The organism is Klebsiella oxytoca (assembly GCF_009707385.1).
GTDB classification, from domain to species: domain Bacteria; phylum Pseudomonadota; class Gammaproteobacteria; order Enterobacterales; family Enterobacteriaceae; genus Klebsiella; species Klebsiella oxytoca_C.
This window is the reverse complement of sequence record NZ_CP046115.1, coordinates 1,801,885-1,824,465: the sequence shown is the minus strand read 5'-3', so window position 1 is coordinate 1,824,465 and position 22,581 is coordinate 1,801,885. Positions and strand designations below refer to the sequence as shown.

Below are 22,581 nucleotides of genomic sequence, written 5' to 3'. Positions count from 1 at the left end.
GGATATCTGCCGCTATTTTATCCACATCTCCGTTGATGAACTTTCCCGGTAGCGCTTCGCAGACCGGCTACAGGTTCATTATTATCTGCGGTCTTGTAGCCCGGATAAGGCGCATCGCGCCGCCATCCGGGAACGAGTTAACGACGGTTGCCGAAAATACGCAGCAGCATCAGGAACAGGTTGATAAAGTCCAGATACAGCGTCAGAGCGCCGAGAATAGAGTATTTCCGCAGGGTTGAGGCATCGCGAACGTCAATCTGCTCGCCGATGTTTTTCAGCTTCTGGGTGTCGTAAGCCGTAAGGCCGACAAACACCAGCACCCCGATATAGGTCACCGCCCACATCAACGCTTCGCTCTTCAGCCAGAAGTTGACCAGCGATGCCAGCAGGATGCCGATCAGCGCCATAAACAGCATATTACCGAAGCCGCTCAGGTCGCGTTTGGTGGTATAGCCGTAAAGGCTCATCGCGCCGAACATCCCGCCTGCGACCACGAAGGTACTGGCGATTGACGAATAGGTATAGACAATAAAAATGCTGGATAGCGTTAGCCCGGTTAGCGCCGAATAGAGCATAAACAGAGTGGTTGCCATACCGGCGCTAAGTCGCTGTACCATACCGGAAAGCACGAATACCAGCCCCAGCTGCGCGATGATCAGACCGAAAAAGGTAATCTTGCTGGAAAAAACGAACATCATCACCGCTGGGGTGTTAGCGGCAAACCACGCGATAAACGCCGTGAGCAGCAGGCCGACCGTCATCCAGCCGTATACCTGTGCCATATAGGTTTGTAGTCCACTGCGACCCTGTACGATTGAACCGGTACGAGGATATCTGTCCATGACTGTCTCCTGATTAACGAAATTATCTTCTAAGCGTACCACACTACCAGCGTTCTGCCGCTTCACGGTCGCTATCGCGCGCGTCCACCCAGCGATCGCCCTCCGGCGTCGCCTCACGCTTCCAGAACGGCGCGCGGGTCTTCAGGTAATCCATTATAAACTCCCCCGCCGCAAACGCGCTGCCACGATGGGCGCTGGTGACGCCGACAAAGACAATCTCTTCCCCGGGCCACATTTCGCCGATACGGTGAATCACCGTCACACGCCCCAGTGGCCAGCGCTCGCGTGCCTGTTCCACGATTTCCGCCAGCGATTTTTCCGTCATTCCCGGATAGTGCTCAAGGGTCAGCGCTTTTACGCTATCGCCGAGGTTATGGTTACGCACCTTGCCGGTAAACGTCACCACCGCACCGTCTTCATCACGTTCGGCCAGCCAGGGATATTCATCGCCGACTTTAAAGCGATCGTGGCTGACGATAATACGAGTCTGCGTCATGTTACCCCCCGGTAACCGGCGGGAAAAACGCCACTTCATCGCCGGACACTAACGGATGATCAAAGGAGGTCAACGTTTGATTGACCGCCGCCAGCAGTTTGCCCTCTTCCAGCGCCAGCGCCCAGCGGTCACCGCGGGCGATCAGCTGCTGGCGAACGGCTTCAACGGTGGTCAGCCCGCGCGGATCGAGCGTCAGGGAGTCGGTGCCGAGCAGTTCGCGCACCTGAGCAAAAAAAAGGACCTTAATCATGGGTATCTTCCACTCTGAAATCGCCGGACTTGCCGCCGCTTTTCGCCAGCAGGCGCACCGGACCAATCACCATATCTTTCTGTACCGCTTTACACATATCGTAAATGGTCAATGCGGCCACGGAAGCGGCGGTCAGGGCTTCCATTTCGACGCCGGTTTTGCCGGTCAGACGGCACAGGGATTCAATTCGCACCCGGTTACGTTCGGGCTGCGCCTGCAGATTGACTTCGACTTTGCTCAGCATCAGCGGATGGCACAGCGGGATTAACTCCCAGGTGCGTTTTGCCGCCTGGATCCCGGCGATACGGGCGGTGGCAAAAACATCCCCTTTGTGATGGCTGCCGTCGATAATCATTGCCAGGGTTGTCGCGTGCATCTCAACGAACGCCTCGGCGCGCGCTTCGCGAACCGTCTCCGCTTTCGCGGAGACATCAACCATGTGCGCCTCTCCGGCGGCGTTAATATGGGTCAGCTGTGACATAAATTACTTCTTAAGATGAGAGATAAAGTTGCACGGATGGGTGCGCGCATCGAGCTGGGGCGCAATAATATTGTCCCATGCGGTACGACAGGCTTTGGTTGAACCCGGCATCGCAAAAATCAGCGTACGGTTCGCCACCCCGGCCACGGCGCGGGACTGCAGCGTTGAAGTGCCGATCTCTTCAAAAGAGAGCATCCGGAACACTTCGCCGAAGCCTTCCACTTCGCGGTCAAACAGCGGCAGCAGCGCTTCAGGCGCCTGGTCGCCGTCGGTAAAGCCGGTACCGCCGGTAATCAGCACCACCTGCACCTCATCATCGGCAATCCACGCCGATACCCTGGCGCGAATAGCGTAGCGGTTCTCTTTGACAATCGCCTTGTCGACAATCACGTGGCCCGCTTCCTGGGCCGCATCGCGCAACCAGTGGCCGGAAGTGTCGTCCTCTTCGCCGCGTCGGCTGGAAACGGTGAGAATAGCAATACGGGTCGGGATAAACTCAGCGCTGGCCTGACTCATCTGATCGCTCCTTAAAATGAATTATCCGCCAATATACGACAGGTTCTGGGTAATACCGGTGTTGCCCTGATGAAGGAAATGGGTTTGTTTTTTATGCGTCAACGCTTCGGAAATGCGCGCCTCCAGCTCCGGTTGCTGCCGATCGTCTTCGAGCAGATCGCGCAGATCGACGCCGCCTTCGCCGAACAGGCACAGGTGTAACTTGCCAACGGAAGAGACGCGCAGGCGATTACAGGTGGCGCAGAAGTCTTTTTCATAAGGCATGATCAGCCCGATTTCACCAGCGTAGTCCGGATGGCAGAACACCTGCGCCGGGCCATCGCTACGCTGGCGGATCTGGTGGATCCAACCGCGGCGCAGCAGCTCATCGCGCAGTACCATGCCCGAGATATGATGACGGCGAAACAGATCGCTACCTTCGCCGGTTTCCATTAATTCAATAAAACGCAGCTGAATGCGGCGCGGCTGGATCCACGCCAGAAAGGTATCGAGCTGATGGTGGTTAACGTCGCGCATCAGCACGGTGTTGACCTTAACCTTTTCGAAGCCGGCGGCAAACGCGGCGTCGATACCTTCCATCACCTGATGAAACTTGTTCTGGCCGGTTATAGCGTGAAACTGACGAGCATCAAGGCTATCCACGCTGACGTTAATCGCCGTCAGTCCAGCGTCACGCCAGCTTTCAACGTCGCGCGCCAGCCGGTAGCCGTTGGTGGTAACCGCGATCTGGCGGATGGAGGGATTTTCCCTCACGGCGGCAATGATGTCGGTAAAATCGCGGCGCAGCGAGGGTTCCCCGCCGGTCAAGCGCACCTTTTCCGTTCCCAGAGCGGAAAACGCGCGCGTGACGCGGCGAACTTCATCTACGCTGAGAAAGCCTTTATTGGTGACGGCGCCGGGCTTGTAGCCATCGGGCAGACAGTAGGTGCAACGAAAGTTGCATACGTCGGTAATTGATAAGCGCAGATAGTAAAACTTCCGCGCAAATGCATCGGTAAGCTGTGAAGCCATAGACACCTTTCCAAATACGGGAGACGCGGTCATTTCTTTCCACGCCCTGGTGGCAACCGAAGTTGTCACGGCCAAAGCACCATATCTTTTGACACAGGCACAGAGGCTAGAGTGTTAACGGATTATGCCGATAGTAGCGCGATAATGGCGCTTTAGCCATTTTCGATTTCGCTATATATTCATGTATATATCGCTACGTTCGTACATTTTCGCTACAGAATAGCTAAAAACCACCCTTTTGCATTGATATGGGTCAGTTTGTCAGATTACGCCCATCGTCTTTTAGGAGTAGATCGGTTACTGTGTGCCGGATAAATCGATCTAAGGAATTTCTATGCGCAGTCGTACTTTTGCCGATCTCGATCGCGTTGTGGCACTGGGCGGCGGGCACGGGCTTGGCCGGGTAATGTCCTCCCTCTCCTCCCTCGGCTCTCGTCTTACCGGCATTGTTACCACAACCGATAACGGCGGCTCCACCGGGCGAATTCGCCGCGCGGAAGGCGGCATTGCCTGGGGCGATATGCGCAACTGTATTAACCAACTCATTGCCGAACCCAGCGTAGCGTCGGCAATGTTTGAATACCGTTTTAGCGGTAACGGCGAACTTTCCGGCCATAACCTCGGAAACCTGATGTTAAAGGCGCTGGATCACCTGAGCGTACGGCCGCTTGAAGCGATCAATTTGATCAGAAGTTTGCTTAAGGTCGACGCATTCCTTATCCCAATGTCGGAACAACCGGTCGATCTGATGGCTATCGATCACGAAGGGCATGAAGTTTACGGCGAAGTGAACATCGATCAGCTTTCTCGCGTGCCGCGTGAGCTCATGCTTTTCCCGCCGGTTCCTACTACCCGTGAAGCGATAGAAGCTATCGCCGAGGCTGATTTAATCCTGATTGGTCCCGGTAGTTTCTATACCAGCCTGCTGCCCATTCTGCTGCTTAATGAAATGGCACAGGCGCTGCGCCGCACGCCTGCGCCAATGGTATTTATCGATAATTTAGGCAAAGAGCACAGCCCGGCGGCAAGCCTGACGCTGGCGGACAGAGTCGCTATTATGGAGCAGCATATTGGCAAACGGGTAATCGACGCGCTGGTCGTTGGCCCAAAAGCCGATACCGCCGGTATTGAAAACCGGGTCATCATTCGGACCCCTCTTGACGCCAGCGATGTCCCCTATCGTCACGATCGGCAGCTGCTGCGCAGCGCGCTGGATAAAGCCATTGAGGCATTAGGTTAATCCTTAAAACAGCCTGCTAATGGCGAGAAAAACAGGCTGGCTTAAAATCTTAAGGTTGTCTTAAAAAAGAATCGGCAGCATAGCGATCATCTCTTCATGTGGACGTTCGCTATGTCGTTATTTTCTTTACGTCGGCCCTTACTTAGCCGTACGGCTTATTTGATTCTTTTTGCCTGCTATATCGGCCTGGCGCTGAATCTTGCTTTCTATCGCCAGGCATTCACCCTGCTGCCGGTCAACGGTCTGCATAACTGGCTGGTGTTCCTCAGTATGCCGATAGTGGCCATCAGCGTGATGAATATCATCACTACGATAGCGTCGTTCCTGAAGCTTGATCGAATCGTCATCAGCCTGTTTATCCTGCTCAGCGCTTCGGCCCAGTATTTTATCTGGACCTTTGGCGTGGTTATCGACCGGGCGATGATTACCAATATTTTCGATACCACTCCCGCCGAAAGCTTTGCGCTGCTGTCAGGAAAAATGGTTCTGATACTCGGAATTTCCGGCGTTCTGGCGGTGGTCGCGGCCTGGTGGGTTAACATCCGCAAACCGCAAACCCTGTGGCGCAGTGTTGCTGTCCGCCTGGTGAACATCGTGGTTTCAGCGCTGCTGATTATTCTGGTCGCCGCGCTGTTTTATAAAGATTACGCTTCGCTGTTTCGCAATAACAAAGAGCTGGTGAAATCACTGAACCCATCAAACAGCATCGTGGCGTTGAATTCCTGGTATGCGCACAACAGGATGGATAATCTTCCGCTGGTCAAAATTGGCGAAGACGCCGTTCAGAAGCCAGAGATGCGCGACGGACCGCGGAAAAACCTGACCATCGTGGTGTTAGGTGAAACGTCAAGAGCAGCAAACTTTTCCCTGAACGGCTACTCCCGCGAGACTAACCCGCGCCTGAAACAGGATAACGTTATCTATTTCCCCGACACGACTTCCTGCGGCACGGCGACTGCGGTTTCCGTACCGTGCATGTTCTCTAATATGCCGCGCGCCCATTATGATGAAGAGCTGGCGCACCACCAGGAAGGCGTACTGGATATCCTGCAACGAGCCGGCATTCAGGTACAGTGGAATGATAACGACGGCGGCTGCAAAGGAGCCTGTGACCGGGTGCCGCACCAGAACGTGACCGATCTCAAGCTGAGCGGCCAGTGCATCGACGGCGAGTGCTACGATGAGGTTCTGTTCCATAACCTGGATAGCTATATCGATAATTTACAGCAGGACGGAATTATCGTTCTGCATACCATCGGCAGCCATGGCCCGACTTACTACAATCGCTATCCGGCGCAGTTTAAACAGTTTACGCCGACCTGCGATACCAATGAGATTCAGAGCTGCACTCAGCAGCAGCTCACCAATACCTACGACAATACGATTTTGTATGTCGATTATGTGGTCGACAAAGCGATAAAATTACTGCAGTCAAAGCAGGATAAATTTACCACCAGCCTGGTGTATCTCTCGGATCACGGCGAGTCGCTTGGTGAAGATGGGGTATATTTGCACGGACTGCCGTGGTCCATCGCACCGGATACGCAAAAACACGTTCCGATGCTGCTCTGGCTGTCGGCGGATTATCAACAGCGTTATGGCGTGTCCAGCCAGTGTTTGCAGCAAAAAGCGAAAACGCAAGCGTATTCGCAGGATAATCTCTTCTCCACCCTGCTCGGTCTGCTCGGGGTCAGCACCCGCGAGTACCAGGCAACAGACGATATTTTAACGCCATGTAGAGAGGCAGGCCGATGAAAATTTTAGTCGTTGAAGACGATGCGCTCCTGTTACAAGGATTAATTCTGGCGATGCAAAGCGAGGGCTACGTTTGCGACGGCGTGTCAACGGCCCACGAAGCCGCGCTTTCGCTGGCCAGCAATCACTACAGCCTGGTGGTTCTCGACCTCGGTCTACCGGATGAAGACGGCCTGCACTTTCTGGCGCGAATGCGGCGGGAGAAATTCAGCCAACCGGTGCTGATCCTCACCGCTCGCGATGCCCTGGACGAGCGCATCAGCGGCCTGGATACCGGCGCCGATGATTATCTGGTTAAACCGTTCGCCCTGGAAGAGCTGAACGCGCGCATTCGCGCCCTGCTGCGTCGCCATAATAATCAGGGCGATAACGAACTGACCGTCGGCGATCTGCGCCTGAACGTCACCCGACGGCTGGTGTGGCTCAGCGAGCAGTCCCTGGATTTAACTCCCAAAGAGTATGCCCTGCTGTCTCGCCTGATGATGAAGGCCGGCAGCCCGGTGCATCGCGAGATCCTCTATAACGATATTTACAGCTGGGATAACGAACCGGCCACCAACACGCTTGAGGTACATATCCATAATCTGCGTGACAAGGTAGGCAAATCACGCATCCGTACCGTTCGGGGCTTTGGCTATATGCTGGTTAATCACGCGGAGAAAGAGTAACGCTATGGCTTTTTTTGGCAGGGAAAACTGGACCATGCGTCATCGGCTGCTGCTGACGATTGGCGCAATTCTGGCGGTTTGCCAGTTAATCAGCGTGTTCTGGCTATGGCATGAAAGCCAGGAACAGATTCAGCTGCTGGTTGCCAGCGCCATTGAAGGGCATAACAATCAGAAACACATCGAGCATGAGATTCGCGAGGCGGTGGCCAGCCTGCTGATCCCAAGCCTGCTGATTATCGGCCTTGCGCTTTATATCTCTATGTTGGCCGTGAAAAAAATCACAAAACCCCTTTCACGCCTCCAGCAGGAGCTGGAAAGCCGTACCCCGGATAATCTACAGCCCATCACTTTGAAAGAATCGGTCCCGGAGGTTACCGCGGTAACCAGCGCGATAAATCAGCTGGTATCCCGTCTGAATTTAACTCTCGATCGCGAGCGCCTGTTTACCGCCGACGTCGCCCATGAGCTGCGCACCCCTCTGGCCGGGCTGCGTCTGCACCTGGAGCTACTGGCGAAAGTGCACGGCATAAGCGTGGATCCGCTGATCCAGCGTCTCGATCAAATGACCAATAGTATTAATCAACTGCTTCAGCTGGCGCGCGTCGGCCAGTCGTTTTCTGCCGGAAGCTATCAGCAGGTCGCGCTGAAAGAGGATGTTTTCGAACCGCTGCAGAGCGAGCTGGAGTCAATGCTGCAACAGCGCCAGCAAAAGCTGGTATTCAGCGACAAAGAAGGTGGAGCGGTTGTTTCGGGCGACGCCACGCTGGTGAAGGTGATTTTGCGGAATCTGGTGGAAAACGCGCATCGTTACAGCCCGACAGGGTCAACGATTAAAGTATCGATAACGCCTGGCCCGACGCCGATACTGGCGGTCGAGGATGAAGGTCCGGGAATTGATGAGGCCAAAAGCGGTGAATTGAGTAAAGCGTTCGTCCGAATGGACAGCCGCTACGGCGGTATTGGCCTTGGGTTAAGCATCGTTACCCGCATCGCGCAGCTGCACGACGCCCAGTTCTTTTTACACAACCGTCAGCCTGGGCCGGGCGTTCGCGCATGGGTGCTTTTCCCGAAAGCTTCCCGTCAGAATGTCAGTACCCATTGATGGAAAAAGGCAACGACGATAACAAAAGCGCAGGTGACTGCCAGGTATTCGCGAAAGGTTAATTTTTGCATGGCGCTATCCTCAGTAGATTGAGGATAGTTTCGCCAAACAATATTAAGCCAACATTAAGCATCGCGGAAAAACGCGACAGAGGACAATAAGTAACGAAGTCTGTTGGCAACCCGTTTTGGCTAATGTGCTCGCTTTTCTGTCGGGTGACGGCTGGCGCCTTACCCGACCGACGAAAACCACATCCAGTTCACAATCCCGTAAGCCCGGTAAGGCGCCAGCCGCTACCGGGCGCTATTGACCTACGAAGCGGCAATAAACAGATCGCGCAGCTGATGGAGCTGGTCGCGAATTTGCGCCGCCTCTTCAAACTCCAGGTTCTGAGCATGCTGCATCATCTGCCCTTCCAGCTCGTGAATTTTCTGCTGTAACGCTTTCGGCGTGAGCTCTACGGTATCCGCCTCAACCGGAGAACGAGCCTTACTGCGTCCCTTGGTTTTGGTTTTCGCGATATTCTGACCAAGCGCCAGAATATCGACCACTTTCTTATTGAGCCCCTGCGGCACAATACCGTGCTCTTCGTTGTAGGCCTGCTGCTTCTCGCGGCGGCGCTCGGTTTCACCGATCGCTTTCGCCATTGACGGCGTAATTTTGTCGCCGTAGAGAATCGCTTTACCGTTGATATTTCGCGCCGCGCGGCCAATAGTCTGAATCAGCGAGCGTTCAGAGCGCAGGAAGCCTTCTTTATCGGCATCAAGGATCGCCACCAGCGAGACTTCCGGCATATCTAACCCTTCACGCAGCAGGTTGATGCCCACCAGCACGTCAAATTCGCCGAGGCGCAGATCGCGAATAATCTCCATACGCTCGACGGTATCGATATCCGAGTGCAGGTAGCGCACTCGCTCACCGTGCTCTTCCAGATATTCGGTTAAGTCCTCTGCCATTCGTTTGGTCAGGGTCGTTACCAGCACGCGCTCGTTGATCGCGGTACGGATGCGAATTTCCGAAAGCAGGTCGTCCACCTGGGTTGCCACAGGACGCACTTCAATCACCGGATCAAGCAGCCCCGTTGGACGGACAACCTGATCGACCACTTCGTCGCCGGATTTATCCAGCTCATAGGCTCCCGGCGTTGCCGAAACATAGATAGTTTGCGGCGCCAGAGCCTCAAACTCTTCAAACTTCAGCGGACGGTTATCCAGCGCTGACGGCAAACGGAAACCGTACTCAACCAGCGTCTCTTTACGCGCGCGGTCCCCGCGGTACATACCGCCGATTTGCGGAATAGTGACGTGGGATTCATCAATCACCAGTAGACCATCGGCCGGCAGGTAGTCGAACAGCGTCGGCGGCGGCTCGCCCGGCCCGCGGCCCGACAGGTAGCGCGAGTAGTTCTCAATCCCCGAGCAGTAGCCCAGCTCGTTCATCATTTCGAGATCGAACTGCGTACGCTGGCTCAGGCGCTGCTCTTCAAGCAGCTTGTTGTTCTCCAGCAGCACCTTACGCCGCCCCGCCAGTTCGACTTTAATCTCCTCCATCGCCTGAACGATACGCTCGCGTGGAGTGACGTAGTGAGTTTTCGGGTAAACGGTGAAGCGCGGGATAGTTGACTCGATGTGGCCGGTCAGCGGATCGAACAGCGACAGACGCTCGACTTCCTCATCGAACAGCTCAACGCGCAGCGCGATATCGTCAGATTCTGCCGGGAAGATATCAATCACTTCGCCGCGTACGCGGAAGGTACCGCGCTGAAAAGCTTGATCGTTACGGGTATACTGCAGCTCCGCCAGGCGGCGCAGAATGGCGCGCTGGTCGATAATCATGCCGACCGTGAGGTGCAGCATCATTTTCAGGTATAGGTCCGGGTCGCCCAGACCGTAGATGGCGGAGACCGATGCCACTACCACCACGTCGCGACGCTCCAGCAGCGCTTTGGTCGCCGACAGACGCATCTGCTCAATATGTTCGTTCACCGACGCATCTTTCTCGATAAAGGTATCCGAGCTTGGTACGTAGGCTTCAGGCTGGTAGTAATCGTAGTAGGAGACGAAATACTCCACCGCGTTCTCCGGGAAGAACTCTTTCATCTCGCCGTAAAGCTGGGCAGCCAGGGTTTTATTCGGCGCCAGTACCATCGTCGGACGCTGGAGATCGGCAATGACGTTGGCAATGGTGAACGTTTTACCTGAACCGGTCACCCCGAGCAGCGTTTGATGCGCCAGGCCATCTTCGAGCCCCTCTTCCAGGCGACGAATGGCTTCCGGCTGGTCGCCGGACGGATGGAAAGCAGAATGCAGCTTAAATGGTTTACTCATCAATCAGAACCTGAAGAAGGGTTGGACGGCAGGTGTTTAATTCTACTCGTCGGCTCAGCTTTTGCCAACAAAAAATACTGGATATAAAAACAGTGTTATATTATCGTATCCAGACGAATCAGCCTTTTTTGCCATCATCATGAACGAATAAAAACCGCTTTACGGAATAATCCACCACTCTGTGGGGTTATCCCCAAAAAGTTTTGATATTTAACATTTGTCAAGCAAGGTAATGAATGTTTTATGGCAGCCGGTGACACTTTTCTTACAGGCATTGCTTTTATTCAATTAATTGATATTTAAGGGTTTTTAATAAAAGACGGGTTTCGCGTCAATTCGCCCGCAGGCCGCGTACTCTCTAGCTTACCGCAAGTTTTCTAACTCTAATACACAAGGTTATCCACAGGAATAGTGGATAACTGTCTGCAGCCCATGACCCATGCTACCCGGACAAACCTGACCGCTGCAGTAAAACCGGTTGCAAAAAAATTTTATTGATTTTTTTTTGCTATTTATCGGCTAAGAATAGCTGGAATTTTTGTTATTTATGCACCACATTTCAGCGTCCCGGCACCGGGAAAGTGCAAGGCTGGCCGCCTTTCTCCCGGCCGCATCTGTGTTTATCAGCAAATACCGAGAGTTCTTTTTCCTGGCAAGAGATTTGCAGCATCTTCTTGTCGCCTGCTATCCCAGGAAAGGAGAAAACGTCTATGTTGAGTCTACGTGCCGTCAATCACTATTACGGAAGCCAGCACACGCTGTGGAATGTCGATCTTGAGCTTAAGCCAGGTCAGTGCACTGGCGTTATGGGAGGTCAGGGAATGGGAAAAACAACGCTCGTCAACTGCATTACCGGCCACCTTCCGGTCGCCAGCGGCAGTATGACCTGGCAGGAAGCGGGAGCCGCGCCCTATGACCTGATGCCGCTCTCCGCGCAGTCGCGTAGCGCCATCGGCATTGGCTACGTACCGCAGGATAAACGTATCTTTTCGCAGCTAAGCGTAGAGGAAAATCTGCATATCGCCCTGGCGGCGGGTGGCGAACCGGCCTCAGCGTTCGCCGGGGAGATTTACGATCTGTTTCCCGAGCTTTACGCCCTGCGGCAGAGTAAAGGGATTACGCTCACCGCGGACGATCAGTACCAGCTGGCGCTGGCCCGGGCGCTGATAACCCGCCCGCGCCTGCTGATCCTTGATGAACCATCACGCGTTGGCGGGCAGCGTTTCCTCCACAAGCTGGGAGATTTGCTGGTGCGCCTGAATCGCGATATTGGGCTGACGATACTGATCGCCGAGCAGCACCTGCCGTTTATCCGCCGGGTGGCGGATCGTTTCTGTCTGCTCCACTGCGGTCGCAACGTCGCCCAGGGCGATGTTATGCAGCTGGATGCGCCGCTGCTGGCAAAATGGATGACGCCGGATCCAGCGCGCTGAGGTCAAGAAACCGGCCGAGATCTTCGCGCTGAGCGGCATCCGCCAGCCACGGGATTTCGCCCAGAAACGGCGCGGGCAGCACGCGCTTCAGCGTCGCCAGATACTCAGAATGACGTTTGCCCGGCGGCTGGATATCGTTAGCTATCCATCCCGCCAGCGGCAACCCGGCATGAAGCACCGCCCGGGCGGTAAGCATTGCGTGGTTGATACACCCCAGCTTAACGCCGACCACCAGAATCACCGGCAGCTGCTCCTCCTGAACCCAATCGGCAAAGGTCAGGGCTTCTGAAAGCGGCGTAAACCAGCCTCCCGCCCCCTCAACCAGCACCCAGTCCGACAACGCTTCCAGCCCGCGCAGGCCCGCAGAAATCGTGGCGGCGTCAATCGGTCGCCCTTCGGCGGCGCTGATGATATGTGGCGACGTTGGTTCGGCAAAAGTAAAGGGATTAACCTGTTCGTAACGCAGCGCCACCCGGCTATTACGCTGCAGGGCCAGCGCATCGTCATTGCGCAGCCCCTGTGCCGTATATTCGCTGCCGGAAGCCACCGGTTTATAGCCCGCGCTCTTATATCCCGCGCGGTTGGCCGCCTGCAGCAGAGCGCTGCTGGCAACGGTTTTCCCCACTTCGGTGTCGGTACCGGTAACGAAAAAACGTTTAATCACGTTCGATGACTCCTGTAAAAAGATGGTACGTCAGCGGGCACTGGCCCTGCTGCTGCGGCCAGGCGAGCTGAAGCTGCCGCAGTTTGCGGCGACTGAGCGTCGCCGCGCTGCGTCCCTGGTGCAAATGAGTCGCGCCGATGCCTTTGAGCGAACGCATCGCGCTGAGTGCATCATTAAACGGCAGCGTGATGGTATGAACGTGGCCGACGGCGCGACGATCAGCCAGCGCCTGACGTACCGCCTGTTCGCTGAGAAAACGATTGGCGTGCGGCCGTTCGTCGATGGCTCGCCAGGCCTGGTTCAGCTCCGGCAAAGAGCCAGCCAACAGGGTAGTGAACGCAACCCGCCCGCCCGGCCGCACCACCCGATAAAGTTCGTTAAGAGCGGTGGCGAGGCTGCCGCACCATTGCACCGCAAGATTACTCCACGCCAGGTCGACGCAGCCCTCCGCCAGCGGCAGCGCTTCGATGTCGCCTTCAACGTAGCGGTGCGCGCACTCCCCGCGACGGGCTTCCGCCAGCATGTCGGCGGAAAGATCCAGCGCCGTCACCCGACTCCCCGCATCAAGCCAGAAACGGCTCATGCTGCCAGGGCCGCAGCCCGCGTCCAGCACCTCGGGAAAAGCTACCATCCCGAGCTTTTCCAGCAGCAAAGAGGCGCTACGGCGCTGTAGTTCATCGTGCCGGGAGTAGTGCTCTGCCGCGCGGCCAAACGCCGCCGCTACTGCACGTTTATTCACCGCCGTCATGCAGTACCTCCAGCAGTCGGGCGATATCGGAAGATTCATGGGCGGCGGTCAGCGTCAGACGCAGACGCGCGCTGCCAGCGGGAACCGTCGGCGGGCGGATGGCGGTCGCCCAGCAGCCACGCGCGCGCAGGTGCGCCGCCAGCCATAGGGCTCGGGCGTTATCGCCGACGATCAGCGGCTGAATCGCGCTGCCAGAATGAGTCAGTTGGCCGGGATAATGGGACATTCCCCGGCGAAAGTCGGCGATATGGTCAGCCAGCTTATCCCGCCGCTGCTGCCCATCGTCGCTACGAATGACGCCCAGCGCGGCGCTCAACGCTACCGCCTGCGCCGGAGGCATCGCGGTGCTGTAAATCAAATGGCGGGCAAACTGCAGCAGATATTCCGCCAGCGTCTCGCTGCACAGTATTGCCGCACCGCTGACGCCAAACGCTTTGCCGAAGGTGACGATTAGCAGATCCGGACGTATCTGCTGCGCATGGCTGCTGCCGCGCCCTTCTGCGCCCACCGCGCCGATGCCGTGCGCATCATCAACCAGCATTAGCGCGCCCGCCGCCCGCGCAGCCCGTTGTACATCAGCCAGCGGCGCGCTATCGCCATCCATACTAAAAATGCCTTCGGTCACCACCAGCTGCTGGCCGGTTAGCGGTTTCGCCAGCAGATCTGCAAGATGCCGGGAGTCATTGTGCTGAAAGCGCCGCAGCTGCGCCGGGCTAAGGCTGGCGGCTTCCAGCAGCGAAGCATGGCTGAGACGGTCAGCCACAATCCGGTCCTCTTTGCCCGCCAGCGCGGCGATCGCCGCCTGATTTGCGGCAAAGCCGGAGATAAACAGCAGCGCGCACGGATAGCCCAGCCAGTCGGCAAGCTGCTCTTCCAGCGCGCGGTGCGCCTCGCTATAGCCGCTGACGTGGCCGGAGCCGCCGCTGCCGACGCCGTAGCGTTCCGCCCCCAGCTGCCAGGCCTTGACTATCGTTGGATGCTGGCTGAGGCCCAGATAATCGTTGCTGGAAAAATTGAGCCAGCGCTGCCCGTCGCGGATAAGCCAGCGACCTGCTCCCAGAGTTACCGGTTGACGTCTGCGCAATGCATCCGCCGCCTGCCGCTCCGCCAGCGCCTGCTCGATACGGTGCTGCCAGCTCATAGCGCCGCCGCGTTGTAATATTCCTCAGTATCCGGGTTCAGCAACGCCTGCTCCAGGCGCTGCTGTTGGGCATTATCGCCTTCCAGCACCTCTGTCTGCTGCGGGTTGATCCCCAGCTTGCGGAACAGCTGCAGGTCTTTGTCCTCTTCCGGATTGGGCGTGGTCAGCAGCTTACAGCCGTAAAAAATAGAGTTTGCTCCGGCCATAAAGCACATCGCCTGGGTCTGTTCGTTCATCTGTTCGCGACCGGCGGAAAGACGCACGTGCGAGGTCGGCATCATGATGCGCGCAATAGCAATAGTGCGAATAAAATCAAAGGCATCAACGTCGTCATTGTCCGCCAGCGGCGTTCCCTTAACCTTAACCAGCATATTGATCGGCACGCTTTCCGGCGGCGTCGGCAGATTAGCCAGCTGCAGCAGTAGCCCGGCGCGGTCTTTAACCGTTTCCCCCAGCCCGACGATACCGCCGGAACAGACTTTGATCCCGGCATCGCGCACTTTGTCGAGGGTATCAAGACGCTCCTGGTAGGTGCGGGTGGTGATGATATTGCCGTAGAACTCCGGCGAGGTATCAAGATTGTGATTGTAGTAATCCAGACCGGCACCGGCGAGACGCTGTGCCTGGCTATCGTTCAGCGTGCCAAGCGTCATGCAGGCCTCCAGCCCCAGTTCCTTCACTCCTTTCACCATCTGCTCAAGATACGGCATATCGCGGTCGTGAGGGTTCTTCCACGCCGCCCCCATGCAGAAACGGGTTGAACCGGCTTTTTTCGCCTGCCGCGCCGACTCCAGCACCTGCTCAACCTCCATCAGGCGTTCGGATTCGAGACCGGTTTTATAGCGCGCGCTTTGCGGACAGTATTTGCAGTCTTCCGGGCAGGCGCCGGTCTTAATCGACAGCAGCGTGCTGACCTGAACCTGGCGCGGGTCGAAATGCTGACGATGGACCTGCTGCGCTTCAAACAGCAGATCCAGAAAAGGTTTATTAAATAACTCAGTGACTTGTGACATTGTCCAGCGTGGGTGGTGAGCCATTAGCCTCTCCAAAAGTCGTACAGGTTCTATTTCACACGGCCTCTTTGTTGGCTGCACTCGCGCACCCCGGTCACATAGTGAAGTTTGCCGCCTCGATGCTGCGCGAAATATTTTGTGTACGATTCATTGTAAGTTCAGTGTAGACTTGTAAACCTAAATGTTTTCAAAATGGTTTACAAGTCGATTATGACAACGGACGATCTCGCTTTCGATCGGCGCCATATCTGGCACCCTTACACTTCAATGACTTCGCCGCTGCCGGTCTATCCAGTGGTATCAGCCCATGGCTGTGAGCTGACCCTGTCCGGCGGCGAACAGCTGGTTGACGGTATGTCGTCCTGGTGGGCGGCCATTCATGGCTACAATCACCCGCGGCTGAACGCGGCAATGAAAATGCAGATTGATCGGATGTCGCACGTCATGTTCGGCGGGATTACCCATCCTTCCGCCGTCGCCCTGTGCCGCCAGCTGGTGGCGATGACTCCGGAAAGTCTAGAATGCGTATTCCTCGCCGATTCCGGCTCCGTTGCCGTCGAAGTGGCGATGAAAATGGCGCTACAGTACTGGCAGGCGAAGGGCGACCCGCGCCGGCGCTTTCTTACCTTCCGCAACGGCTATCACGGCGATACCTTCGGCGCGATGTCGGTCTGCGATCCGACGAACTCGATGCACAGCCTGTGGCAGGGTTATCTGCCGGATAACCTCTTTGCCCCGGCGCCGCAAAGCCGCTTCGACGGCGAGTGGGACGAACGGGATATGGTGCCGTTCGCCCGGCTGATGGCCGCCCATCGCCATGAAATCGCGGCGGTGATCCTCGAGCCCATAGTGCAGGGCGCAGGCGGAATGCGGATGTACCATCCCGAGTGGCTGCGGCGAATCCGCAAGATGTGCGATCGCGAAGGCATTTTGCTGATAGCCGATGAGATTGCCACCGGTTTCGGTCGTACCGGTAAGCTGTTCGCCTGCGAGCACGCGGATATCGCAGCGGATATTCTGTGCCTTGGTAAAGCGCTGACCGGCGGCACCATGACGCTTTCCGCCGCCATCACCACCCGGCTGGTGGCGGAAACCATCAGCGACGGCGAAGCGGGCTGCTTTATGCACGGACCGACCTTTATGGGCAATCCGCTGGCCTGCGCGGTGGCGACCGAGAGCCTGCGCCTGCTGGAAAGCGGCGAGTGGCAGCAGCAGGTGGCCGCTATTGAAGCGCAGCTCAAAGCCGGGCTGGCCGCGGCACGAGAATCCGCCCTGGTTGCCGATGTCCGCGTTCTTGGCGCGATTGGCGTTGTCGAAACCCGCCGTCCGGTCAACATGGCGGCCCTGCAACGCTTTTTCGTCGAGCAAGGCGTATGGATCCGCCCGTTCGGTCGCCTGATCTACCTGATGCCGCCGTACATCATTACGCCGGCACAGCTGAGCCGCCTGACGCGGGCGGTTAACATCGCCGTTCAGGATGAAACATTTTTTAGCGAATAAGAGACGGTAAAGGCGCGGCGCACGCGCTACACTTCTTTGCTAATCAGTGAATTAATGCGAGGAGAGACGATGAAATTAATCAGTCATGATTTGCAGGATGGCGAGAAGCTGCCTAATCGTCATGTCTTCAACGGCATGGGCTACGATGGCGATAATATTTCACCGCACCTGGCGTGGGATGAGGTCCCGGCCGGCACTAAAAGCTTTGTGGTGACCTGTTTTGATCCCGATGCCCCGACCGGTTCCGGCTGGTGGCACTGGCTGGTGGCCAACCTTCCGGCCGATACCCGCGTGTTACCGCAAGGAGCTGGCTCCGGCCAGGCCGAACTGCCGGAAGAGGCCATCCAGACCCGTACCGATTTTGGTCAGGCGGGATACGGCGGCGCGGCGCCGCCGAAGGGCGAGACCCACCGTTATATCTTTACCGTCCACGCGCTGGACGTCGATAAAATTGATGTTGATGAGGGCGCAAGCGGCGCGATGGTAGGCTTTAACGTCCATTTCCACAGCCTCGGCAGCGCGTCGATTACCGCCCTGTTTAGCTAATCCCCGGATGGCGGCGTAAACGCCTTATCCGGGCTACAGGTGAGTGCGATTGGGTAGCCCGGGTAAGGCGTCAGCCGCAACCCGGGTAAACCAAAACAATCACGATTCCGTCACCGCCTGCACGGCGTTTTTGCGCACCCGCGCAAACCACACCGCCGTCAGCAGGCCGAGCCACACCAGACCGGCAATCAGCGCAATCCGCGTCTCCTCGACCATCCCCAGCACCGCGATCACTAGCCCCATAAACAGCAGGGTAAGCAGCGGAGCAAGCGGCCAGAACGGCACCGGGAAGGCGATATTACGACGCTCTTCTTCAGACAAACCACGACGCATCGCAAAGTGCGCCAGCAGGATCATCAGCCAGACCCACACCGTCGCGAAGGCCGCCAGCGAGGCAATCAACACAAAAACCTGCTCCGGCATCAGATAGTTAAGCACCACCGCCGCCAGCAGCGCCACGCCCATCACCACCACCGTCATCCACGGCACGCCGTTGCTGGCGATACGCTGGAAGCTCTTCGGCGCCAGCCCCTCTTTGGCCATACCGTACATCATCCGCCCCGCGCCAAAAATATCGCTGTTAATCGCCGAAATACTGGCGCTGATGACGATGATATTCAGAATGGTTGCCGCCGCCGGAATGCCCAGGCCATCAAAAATCAGTACGAAAGGACTACCCCGTTCGCCGAAGCTGTTCCACGGGAAAATCGCCATCAGAATCGCCAGAGTGCAGACGTAAAACAACACGATACGCAGCGGAATCGTATTGATCGCCTGCGGGATCACCTTGTGCGGATCCTTCGCTTCCGCCGCGGTGACGCCAATGATCTCAACGCCGCCAAAGGCAAACATCACGATCCCAAGCGAGGCCACGATCCCCTCCCAGCCGTTAGGGGCAAAGCCGCCATGGTTCCATAGGTTATCCAGCCCAGTTGCCGGGAAGGCGTTACCGAATCCGAAGAAAATAATGCTGCCGCCCGCCACAATCATGGCGATAATCGCCACCACTTTGATCAGAGATAGCCAGAACTCCATCTCGCCAAAAACGCGCACGCTGCACAGGTTCATGGCGCCGATAAAAAAGATAATGCTCAGCACCCAGATCCAGCGCGGAACATCGGGATACCACAGCCCCATGTAGATGCCGAAAGCGGTCACGTCCGCGAGGGCGACGATCACCATCTCAAAGGTGTAGGTCCAGCCGGTGATAAACCCCGCCAGCGGGCCAAGATACTGGCGCGCGTAGCTGCTGAAGGAGCCGGAAACAGGGTTGCGTACCGCCATTTCCCCCAGCGCGCGCATCACGATAAACACCGCCGCGCCGCCAATCAGATACGCCAGCAGTACCGCCGGACCAGCGGCCTTGATTGCCGATGCCGAGCCATAAAACAGCCCGGTACCAATAGCGGAGCCGAGCGCGATAAAACGTATGTGCCGGGCATTCAGCCCGCGCAGCAGGTGTGGCTTGTGTTGTTGTTGCATATGCAAGTGTCCTGATAGTTTTTATACGACGACAAATATGCGTGTAGAGTGGCCGGGAAGAAGAGATCCTCCCGGCGCAGGTACAGAGAACAGCGATGGTTTAGAGCACGGCAGGCAGCAGCCGCGTCAGATGACGCGCCGCCAGAAGCTCAATAGCGTTTTCGATATCCGGGGCGAAGAAGCGGTCCTCGGTGTAGTGAGTGACTCTTTCGCGCAGCAGAAGGCGCGCCTCTTCCAGCAGCGGGCTGCTGGTCAGGCCTTCGCGCATATCCAGCCCCTGCACGGAAGCTAACCACTCAACGGCCAGTACGCCGCGGGTGTTTTCCGCCATCGCCCACAGACGACGACCGGCGGCCGGAGCCATCGAGACGTGGTCTTCCTGGTTGGCGGAGGTCGGCAGGCTGTCCACGCTGTGCGGGTGCGACAGCGCTTTATTCTCACTGGCCAGCGCCGCCGCCGTCACCTGGGCAATCATAAAACCCGAGTTGACGCCGCCGTTTTTCACCAGGAAAGGCGGCAGCTGCGACATATGGCTGTCCATCATCAGGGCGATTCGGCGCTCGGACAGCGAGCCAATTTCGGCAATCGCCAGCGCGATATTATCCGCCGCCATCGCCACCGGTTCGGCGTGGAAGTTGCCGCCGGAGATCACGTCGTTCTCGCTGGCAAATACCAGCGGGTTATCAGAGACCGCGTTCGCTTCAACCAGTAGCACTTCCGCCGCCTGGCGAAGCTGGGTCAGGCAGGCGCCCATCACCTGCGGCTGACAGCGCAAAGAGTACGGATCCTGCACCTTGGTGCAGTTATGATGCGACCGGGAAATGGCGCTGTCATCGGTGAGCAGGTGGCGATAGAGCGCCGCGGCGTCAATCTGCCCGCGCTGGCCGCGCGCTTCATGAATACGCGGGTCAAACGGACGACGCGATCCGAGCGCCGCCTCGGTGGTTAACGCCCCGCAGACCACCGCGGAAGCAAACAGGTCTTCGGCTTCGAACAGGCCGCGCAGAGCAAATGCCGTCGAGGCCTGCGTGCCGTTGAGCAGCGCCAGTCCCTCTTTCGCCGCCAGCGTGATTGGTTCAAGCCCTGCCTGACGCAGCGCCTGCGTTGCCGGTAGCCACTCCCCGCCGCGCACCCGCGCTTTCCCCTCGCCGAGTAGGGTTAAGGACATATGCGCCAGCGGCGCAAGATCGCCAGACGCGCCGACCGAACCTTTTGCCGGGATCCACGGCGTCACGCCTGCGTTAACCAGGCCAATCAGCGCCTGAATCACGCTCAGACGGATCCCGGAAAAGCCGCGTGACAGGCTGTTAATCTTCAGCACCATAATCAGGCGAGCAAGGTCATCATCCAGCGGTTCGCCAATCCCCGCCGCGTGCGACAGCACCAGAGAACGCTGAAGATTTTCCAGGTCATCGGTGGAGATACGGGTTTGCGCCAGCAGGCCAAAACCGGTGTTGATACCGTAAGCGGTACGGCCTTCCGCCAGAATCGCGTTAACGCAGGCAACGCTGTCATCGATCGCCGCGAAGGCGCTCTCGTCAAGAGTCACTTTCAGCGGCTGGCTGTAGATGTCGCGCAGCTGCGACAGGCTGAGTTGGCCCGGAATCAGTGTTAAAGCGTTCATTTAGCGTGCCCCTGCGTTGCTGCTACCATCGGAAGATTCAAACCTTGTTCTGTCGCGCACTCAATGGCGATATCGTAACCCGCATCAGCATGACGCATAACGCCGGTCGCCGGGTCGTTGTGCAGAACGCGGGCGATACGCGCCGCCGCTTCATCGGTACCGTCACAAACGATAACCATCCCGGAGTGCTGCGAAAAGCCCATCCCTACTCCGCCGCCGTGATGCAGCGACACCCAGGTCGCACCGCTGGCGGTATTCAGCAAGGCGTTGAGCAGCGGCCAGTCGGAGACAGCGTCGGAACCATCGCGCATCGCTTCCGTTTCGCGGTTCGGGCTGGCGACCGAACCGGAATCAAGATGGTCGCGGCCGATGACGATCGGCGCGGAGACTTCGCCGCTGCGCACCATTTCGTTAAACGCCAGCCCCAGCTTCTGCCGCCACTCCAGTCCTACCCAGCAGATACGCGCCGGAAGCCCCTGGAAGCTAATGCGCTCCCGGGCCATGTCCAGCCAGTGATGCAGATGCTTATCGTCTTTAACAATCTCTTTCACTTTGGCATCGGTTTTATAGATATCCTGCGGGTCGCCGGACAGGGCAACCCAGCGGAACGGGCCAATGCCGCGGCAGAACAGCGGACGAATATAGGCGGGAACGAAACCGGGGAAAGCAAACGCATTGCTAACGCCCATCTCCTGGGCCATCTGGCGAATATTATTGCCATAGTCAAACGTCGGCACGCCCATTGCGTGGAAAGCCAGCATTGCCTGTACATGGTCGGCCATTGAGCGCTTCGCCGCCAGGATTGTCCCCTGCGGGTCCGCTTCGGCTTTAGCCTGATACTCTTCCCAGCTCCAGCCTTTCGGCAGATAGCCGTGCAGCGGATCGTGGGCGCTGGTCTGATCGGTCACCATGTCAGGACGGACGCCGCGCTTGACCATTTCCGGCACGATTTCCGCCGCATTACCGCACAGGGCGATTGAGATGGCCCGGCCCTCAGCGGTGTATTTCTTGATACGTGCCAGAGCGTCATCCAGCGACGTTGCCTGTTCGTCAACGTAGCGGGTGCGCAGGCGGAAATCGATACGGCTCTGCTGGCATTCAATATTCAGCGAACAGGCCCCGGCTAAGGTTGCGGCCAGCGGCTGCGCGCCGCCCATACCGCCCAGGCCGGCGGTCAGTACCCAGCGGCCCTTCAGGCTGCCCTGGTAATGCTGGCGACCGGCTTCCACGAAAGTTTCATAGGTGCCCTGCACGATGCCCTGGCTGCCGATGTAAATCCAGCTTCCGGCGGTCATCTGGCCGTACATCGCCAGACCTTTGGCATCCAGTTCGTTAAAGTGTTCCCAGGTTGCCCAGTGCGGCACCAGGTTGGAGTTGGCGATCAGCACGCGTGGCGAGTTTTCATGGGTTTTGAAGACGCCCACCGGCTTGCCGGACTGCACCAGCAATGTTTCATCGCTCTCGAGATTTTTCAGCGCCTTCACGATAGCGTCATAGCATTCCCAGTTACGCGCCGCGCGTCCGATACCACCGTATACCACCAGCTCATGCGGGTTTTCGGCGACATCCGGGTCGAGGTTATTCATGAGCATTCGCAGCGGGGCTTCGGTCAGCCAGCTCTTCGCATTTAACGTCGTGCCACGCGGCGCACGTACGTCCTGCTGGCGGTATTTGCTTTGCGACATCGGGGGTTTCTCCTGACAATTAACGTTGGGTACGCAAATACATATACTTGTCTATAC

Annotated in this window: 21 protein-coding genes and 1 riboswitch; of the genes, 7 read left to right on the top strand and 14 right to left on the bottom strand. The window is 57.4% G+C overall.

The genetic code is table 11. From position 1 onward, the window contains the following. Positions 1–137: 137 nt before the first annotated feature. From GJ746_RS08480 to moaA, 6 genes are all read right to left on the bottom strand, one after another. Positions 138–842: a Bax inhibitor-1 family protein gene (locus tag GJ746_RS08480; protein WP_154679795.1), complete on the bottom strand. Its 705-nt coding sequence runs from the start codon at positions 840–842 to the stop codon at positions 138–140. A gap of 43 nt (positions 843–885) precedes the next feature. Then, entirely contained in the window at positions 886–1,338 is a 453-nt protein-coding gene (gene moaE / locus GJ746_RS08475) for a molybdopterin synthase catalytic subunit MoaE (RefSeq protein WP_154679794.1), read from the bottom strand. 1 nt (position 1,339) lies between these two features. Then, a complete protein-coding gene (gene moaD, locus GJ746_RS08470) occupies positions 1,340–1,588 on the bottom strand; it encodes a molybdopterin synthase sulfur carrier subunit (protein ID WP_154679793.1) in 249 nt (82 codons plus the stop codon). Then, positions 1,581–2,069 (bottom strand): cyclic pyranopterin monophosphate synthase MoaC, encoded by a 489-nt coding sequence (moaC, locus tag GJ746_RS08465; protein WP_154679792.1) that lies wholly within the window; start codon positions 2,067–2,069, stop codon positions 1,581–1,583. The genes moaD and moaC overlap by 8 nt, the downstream gene beginning before the upstream one ends. Positions 2,070–2,072: 3 nt before the next feature. Beyond that, complete coding sequence (gene moaB, locus GJ746_RS08460) at positions 2,073–2,585, bottom strand: molybdenum cofactor biosynthesis protein B (protein ID WP_154679791.1); 513 nt, start codon at positions 2,583–2,585, stop codon at positions 2,073–2,075. A 21-nt stretch (positions 2,586–2,606) separates the two neighbouring features. Then, a complete protein-coding gene (moaA, locus tag GJ746_RS08455; protein ID WP_154679790.1) occupies positions 2,607–3,596 on the bottom strand; it encodes a GTP 3',8-cyclase MoaA in 990 nt (329 codons plus the stop codon). Then, positions 3,584–3,722, bottom strand: a riboswitch (molybdenum cofactor riboswitch). (Overlaps the previous gene by 13 nt.) Before the next feature lie 208 nt (positions 3,723–3,930). On the opposite strand from moaA, the gene yvcK reads away from it, so the two are divergent. The 4 genes from yvcK to pmrB all read left to right on the top strand — a co-directional run bounded on the left by yvcK (position 3,931) and on the right by pmrB (position 8,361). Next, the gene (gene yvcK / locus GJ746_RS08450) at positions 3,931–4,836 is read left to right on the top strand and encodes a uridine diphosphate-N-acetylglucosamine-binding protein YvcK (protein WP_154679789.1); all 906 of its coding nucleotides are present in this window, start codon (positions 3,931–3,933) and stop codon (positions 4,834–4,836) included. A 111-nt stretch (positions 4,837–4,947) separates the two neighbouring features. Beyond that, entirely contained in the window at positions 4,948–6,591 is a 1,644-nt protein-coding gene (gene eptA / locus GJ746_RS08445) for a phosphoethanolamine transferase EptA (RefSeq protein ID WP_154679788.1), read from the top strand. Next, on the top strand, positions 6,588–7,259 hold the full coding sequence (gene pmrA, locus GJ746_RS08440) for a two-component system response regulator PmrA (RefSeq protein WP_154679787.1): 672 nt from the start codon (positions 6,588–6,590) through the stop codon (positions 7,257–7,259). The genes eptA and pmrA overlap by 4 nt, the downstream gene beginning before the upstream one ends. A gap of 4 nt (positions 7,260–7,263) precedes the next feature. Next, complete coding sequence (gene pmrB / locus GJ746_RS08435; protein ID WP_154679786.1) at positions 7,264–8,361, top strand: two-component system sensor histidine kinase PmrB; 1,098 nt, start codon at positions 7,264–7,266, stop codon at positions 8,359–8,361. Positions 8,362–8,672: 311 nt separating this feature from the next. Here the strand turns inward: pmrB and uvrB are convergent, their stop codons facing one another. After that, positions 8,673–10,688, bottom strand: a complete 2,016-nt coding sequence (gene uvrB / locus GJ746_RS08425; RefSeq protein ID WP_154679785.1) for an excinuclease ABC subunit UvrB — start codon at positions 10,686–10,688, stop codon at positions 8,673–8,675. Between the two features lie 710 nt (positions 10,689–11,398). Here uvrB and GJ746_RS08420 point away from each other — a divergent pair. Then, positions 11,399–12,121 carry an ABC transporter ATP-binding protein gene (locus GJ746_RS08420; protein WP_154679784.1) on the top strand — a complete coding sequence of 241 codons (723 nt, stop codon included), beginning with the start codon at positions 11,399–11,401 and terminating at the stop codon, positions 12,119–12,121. Here GJ746_RS08420 and bioD read toward each other — a convergent pair. Genes bioD through bioB form a run of 4 tightly spaced genes read right to left on the bottom strand, consistent with a single transcriptional unit; the run spans position 12,063 to position 15,711 of the window. Continuing rightward, complete coding sequence (gene bioD, locus GJ746_RS08415; RefSeq protein ID WP_154679783.1) at positions 12,063–12,785, bottom strand: dethiobiotin synthase; 723 nt, start codon at positions 12,783–12,785, stop codon at positions 12,063–12,065. The genes GJ746_RS08420 and bioD overlap by 59 nt on opposite strands. After that, positions 12,778–13,533 (bottom strand): malonyl-ACP O-methyltransferase BioC, encoded by a 756-nt coding sequence (bioC, locus tag GJ746_RS08410; protein ID WP_154679782.1) that lies wholly within the window; start codon positions 13,531–13,533, stop codon positions 12,778–12,780. Before bioC ends, bioD begins: the two co-directional genes overlap by 8 nt. Then, a complete protein-coding gene (gene bioF / locus GJ746_RS08405; RefSeq protein ID WP_154679781.1) occupies positions 13,517–14,674 on the bottom strand; it encodes an 8-amino-7-oxononanoate synthase in 1,158 nt (385 codons plus the stop codon). Before bioF ends, bioC begins: the two co-directional genes overlap by 17 nt. After that, positions 14,671–15,711 carry a biotin synthase BioB gene (gene bioB / locus GJ746_RS08400; RefSeq protein WP_154679780.1) on the bottom strand — a complete coding sequence of 347 codons (1,041 nt, stop codon included), beginning with the start codon at positions 15,709–15,711 and terminating at the stop codon, positions 14,671–14,673. The genes bioF and bioB overlap by 4 nt, the downstream gene beginning before the upstream one ends. A gap of 186 nt (positions 15,712–15,897) precedes the next feature. Between bioB and bioA the strand changes: the two genes are divergently transcribed. After that, positions 15,898–17,187 carry an adenosylmethionine--8-amino-7-oxononanoate transaminase gene (gene bioA, locus GJ746_RS08395; protein WP_154679779.1) on the top strand — a complete coding sequence of 430 codons (1,290 nt, stop codon included), beginning with the start codon at positions 15,898–15,900 and terminating at the stop codon, positions 17,185–17,187. Between the two features lie 69 nt (positions 17,188–17,256). Next, a complete protein-coding gene (locus GJ746_RS08390) occupies positions 17,257–17,733 on the top strand; it encodes a kinase inhibitor (RefSeq protein WP_154679778.1) in 477 nt (158 codons plus the stop codon). A 99-nt stretch (positions 17,734–17,832) separates the two neighbouring features. Here the strand turns inward: GJ746_RS08390 and GJ746_RS08385 are convergent, their stop codons facing one another. The 3 genes from GJ746_RS08385 to hutU all read right to left on the bottom strand — a co-directional run bounded on the left by GJ746_RS08385 (position 17,833) and on the right by hutU (position 22,524). After that, entirely contained in the window at positions 17,833–19,215 is a 1,383-nt protein-coding gene (locus GJ746_RS08385) for an amino acid permease (RefSeq protein ID WP_154679777.1), read from the bottom strand. Between the two features lie 100 nt (positions 19,216–19,315). Continuing rightward, a complete protein-coding gene (gene hutH / locus GJ746_RS08380) occupies positions 19,316–20,839 on the bottom strand; it encodes a histidine ammonia-lyase (protein ID WP_154679776.1) in 1,524 nt (507 codons plus the stop codon). Beyond that, complete coding sequence (gene hutU / locus GJ746_RS25365) at positions 20,836–22,524, bottom strand: urocanate hydratase (RefSeq protein WP_154679775.1); 1,689 nt, start codon at positions 22,522–22,524, stop codon at positions 20,836–20,838. Before hutU ends, hutH begins: the two co-directional genes overlap by 4 nt. Positions 22,525–22,581: the final 57 nt, after the last annotated feature.

Bases quoted from the DNA above. Each gene is read 5' to 3' on its own strand.
- GJ746_RS08420 (WP_154679784.1), top strand. From the start codon at position 11,399: ATGTTGAGTCTACGTGCCGTCAATCACTATTACGGAAGCCAGCACACG.
- yvcK (WP_154679789.1), top strand. From the start codon at position 3,931: ATGCGCAGTCGTACTTTTGCCGATCTCGATCGCGTTGTGGCACTGGGC.
- moaB (WP_154679791.1), bottom strand. From the start codon at position 2,585: ATGAGTCAGGCCAGCGCTGAGTTTATCCCGACCCGTATTGCTATTCTC.
- moaD (WP_154679793.1), bottom strand. From the start codon at position 1,588: ATGATTAAGGTCCTTTTTTTTGCTCAGGTGCGCGAACTGCTCGGCACC.
- bioF (WP_154679781.1), bottom strand. From the start codon at position 14,674: ATGAGCTGGCAGCACCGTATCGAGCAGGCGCTGGCGGAGCGGCAGGCG.
- bioA (WP_154679779.1), top strand. From the start codon at position 15,898: ATGACAACGGACGATCTCGCTTTCGATCGGCGCCATATCTGGCACCCT.
- GJ746_RS08390 (WP_154679778.1), top strand. From the start codon at position 17,257: ATGAAATTAATCAGTCATGATTTGCAGGATGGCGAGAAGCTGCCTAAT.
- uvrB (WP_154679785.1), bottom strand. From the start codon at position 10,688: ATGAGTAAACCATTTAAGCTGCATTCTGCTTTCCATCCGTCCGGCGAC.
- pmrA (WP_154679787.1), top strand. From the start codon at position 6,588: ATGAAAATTTTAGTCGTTGAAGACGATGCGCTCCTGTTACAAGGATTA.
- moaA (WP_154679790.1), bottom strand. From the start codon at position 3,596: ATGGCTTCACAGCTTACCGATGCATTTGCGCGGAAGTTTTACTATCTG.
- moaC (WP_154679792.1), bottom strand. From the start codon at position 2,069: ATGTCACAGCTGACCCATATTAACGCCGCCGGAGAGGCGCACATGGTT.
- pmrB (WP_154679786.1), top strand. From the start codon at position 7,264: ATGGCTTTTTTTGGCAGGGAAAACTGGACCATGCGTCATCGGCTGCTG.
- eptA (WP_154679788.1), top strand. From the start codon at position 4,948: ATGTCGTTATTTTCTTTACGTCGGCCCTTACTTAGCCGTACGGCTTAT.
- moaE (WP_154679794.1), bottom strand. From the start codon at position 1,338: ATGACGCAGACTCGTATTATCGTCAGCCACGATCGCTTTAAAGTCGGC.
- hutU (WP_154679775.1), bottom strand. From the start codon at position 22,524: ATGTCGCAAAGCAAATACCGCCAGCAGGACGTACGTGCGCCGCGTGGC.
- GJ746_RS08385 (WP_154679777.1), bottom strand. From the start codon at position 19,215: ATGCAACAACAACACAAGCCACACCTGCTGCGCGGGCTGAATGCCCGG.
- bioC (WP_154679782.1), bottom strand. From the start codon at position 13,533: ATGACGGCGGTGAATAAACGTGCAGTAGCGGCGGCGTTTGGCCGCGCG.
- hutH (WP_154679776.1), bottom strand. From the start codon at position 20,839: ATGAACGCTTTAACACTGATTCCGGGCCAACTCAGCCTGTCGCAGCTG.
- GJ746_RS08480 (WP_154679795.1), bottom strand. From the start codon at position 842: ATGGACAGATATCCTCGTACCGGTTCAATCGTACAGGGTCGCAGTGGA.
- bioB (WP_154679780.1), bottom strand. From the start codon at position 15,711: ATGGCTCACCACCCACGCTGGACAATGTCACAAGTCACTGAGTTATTT.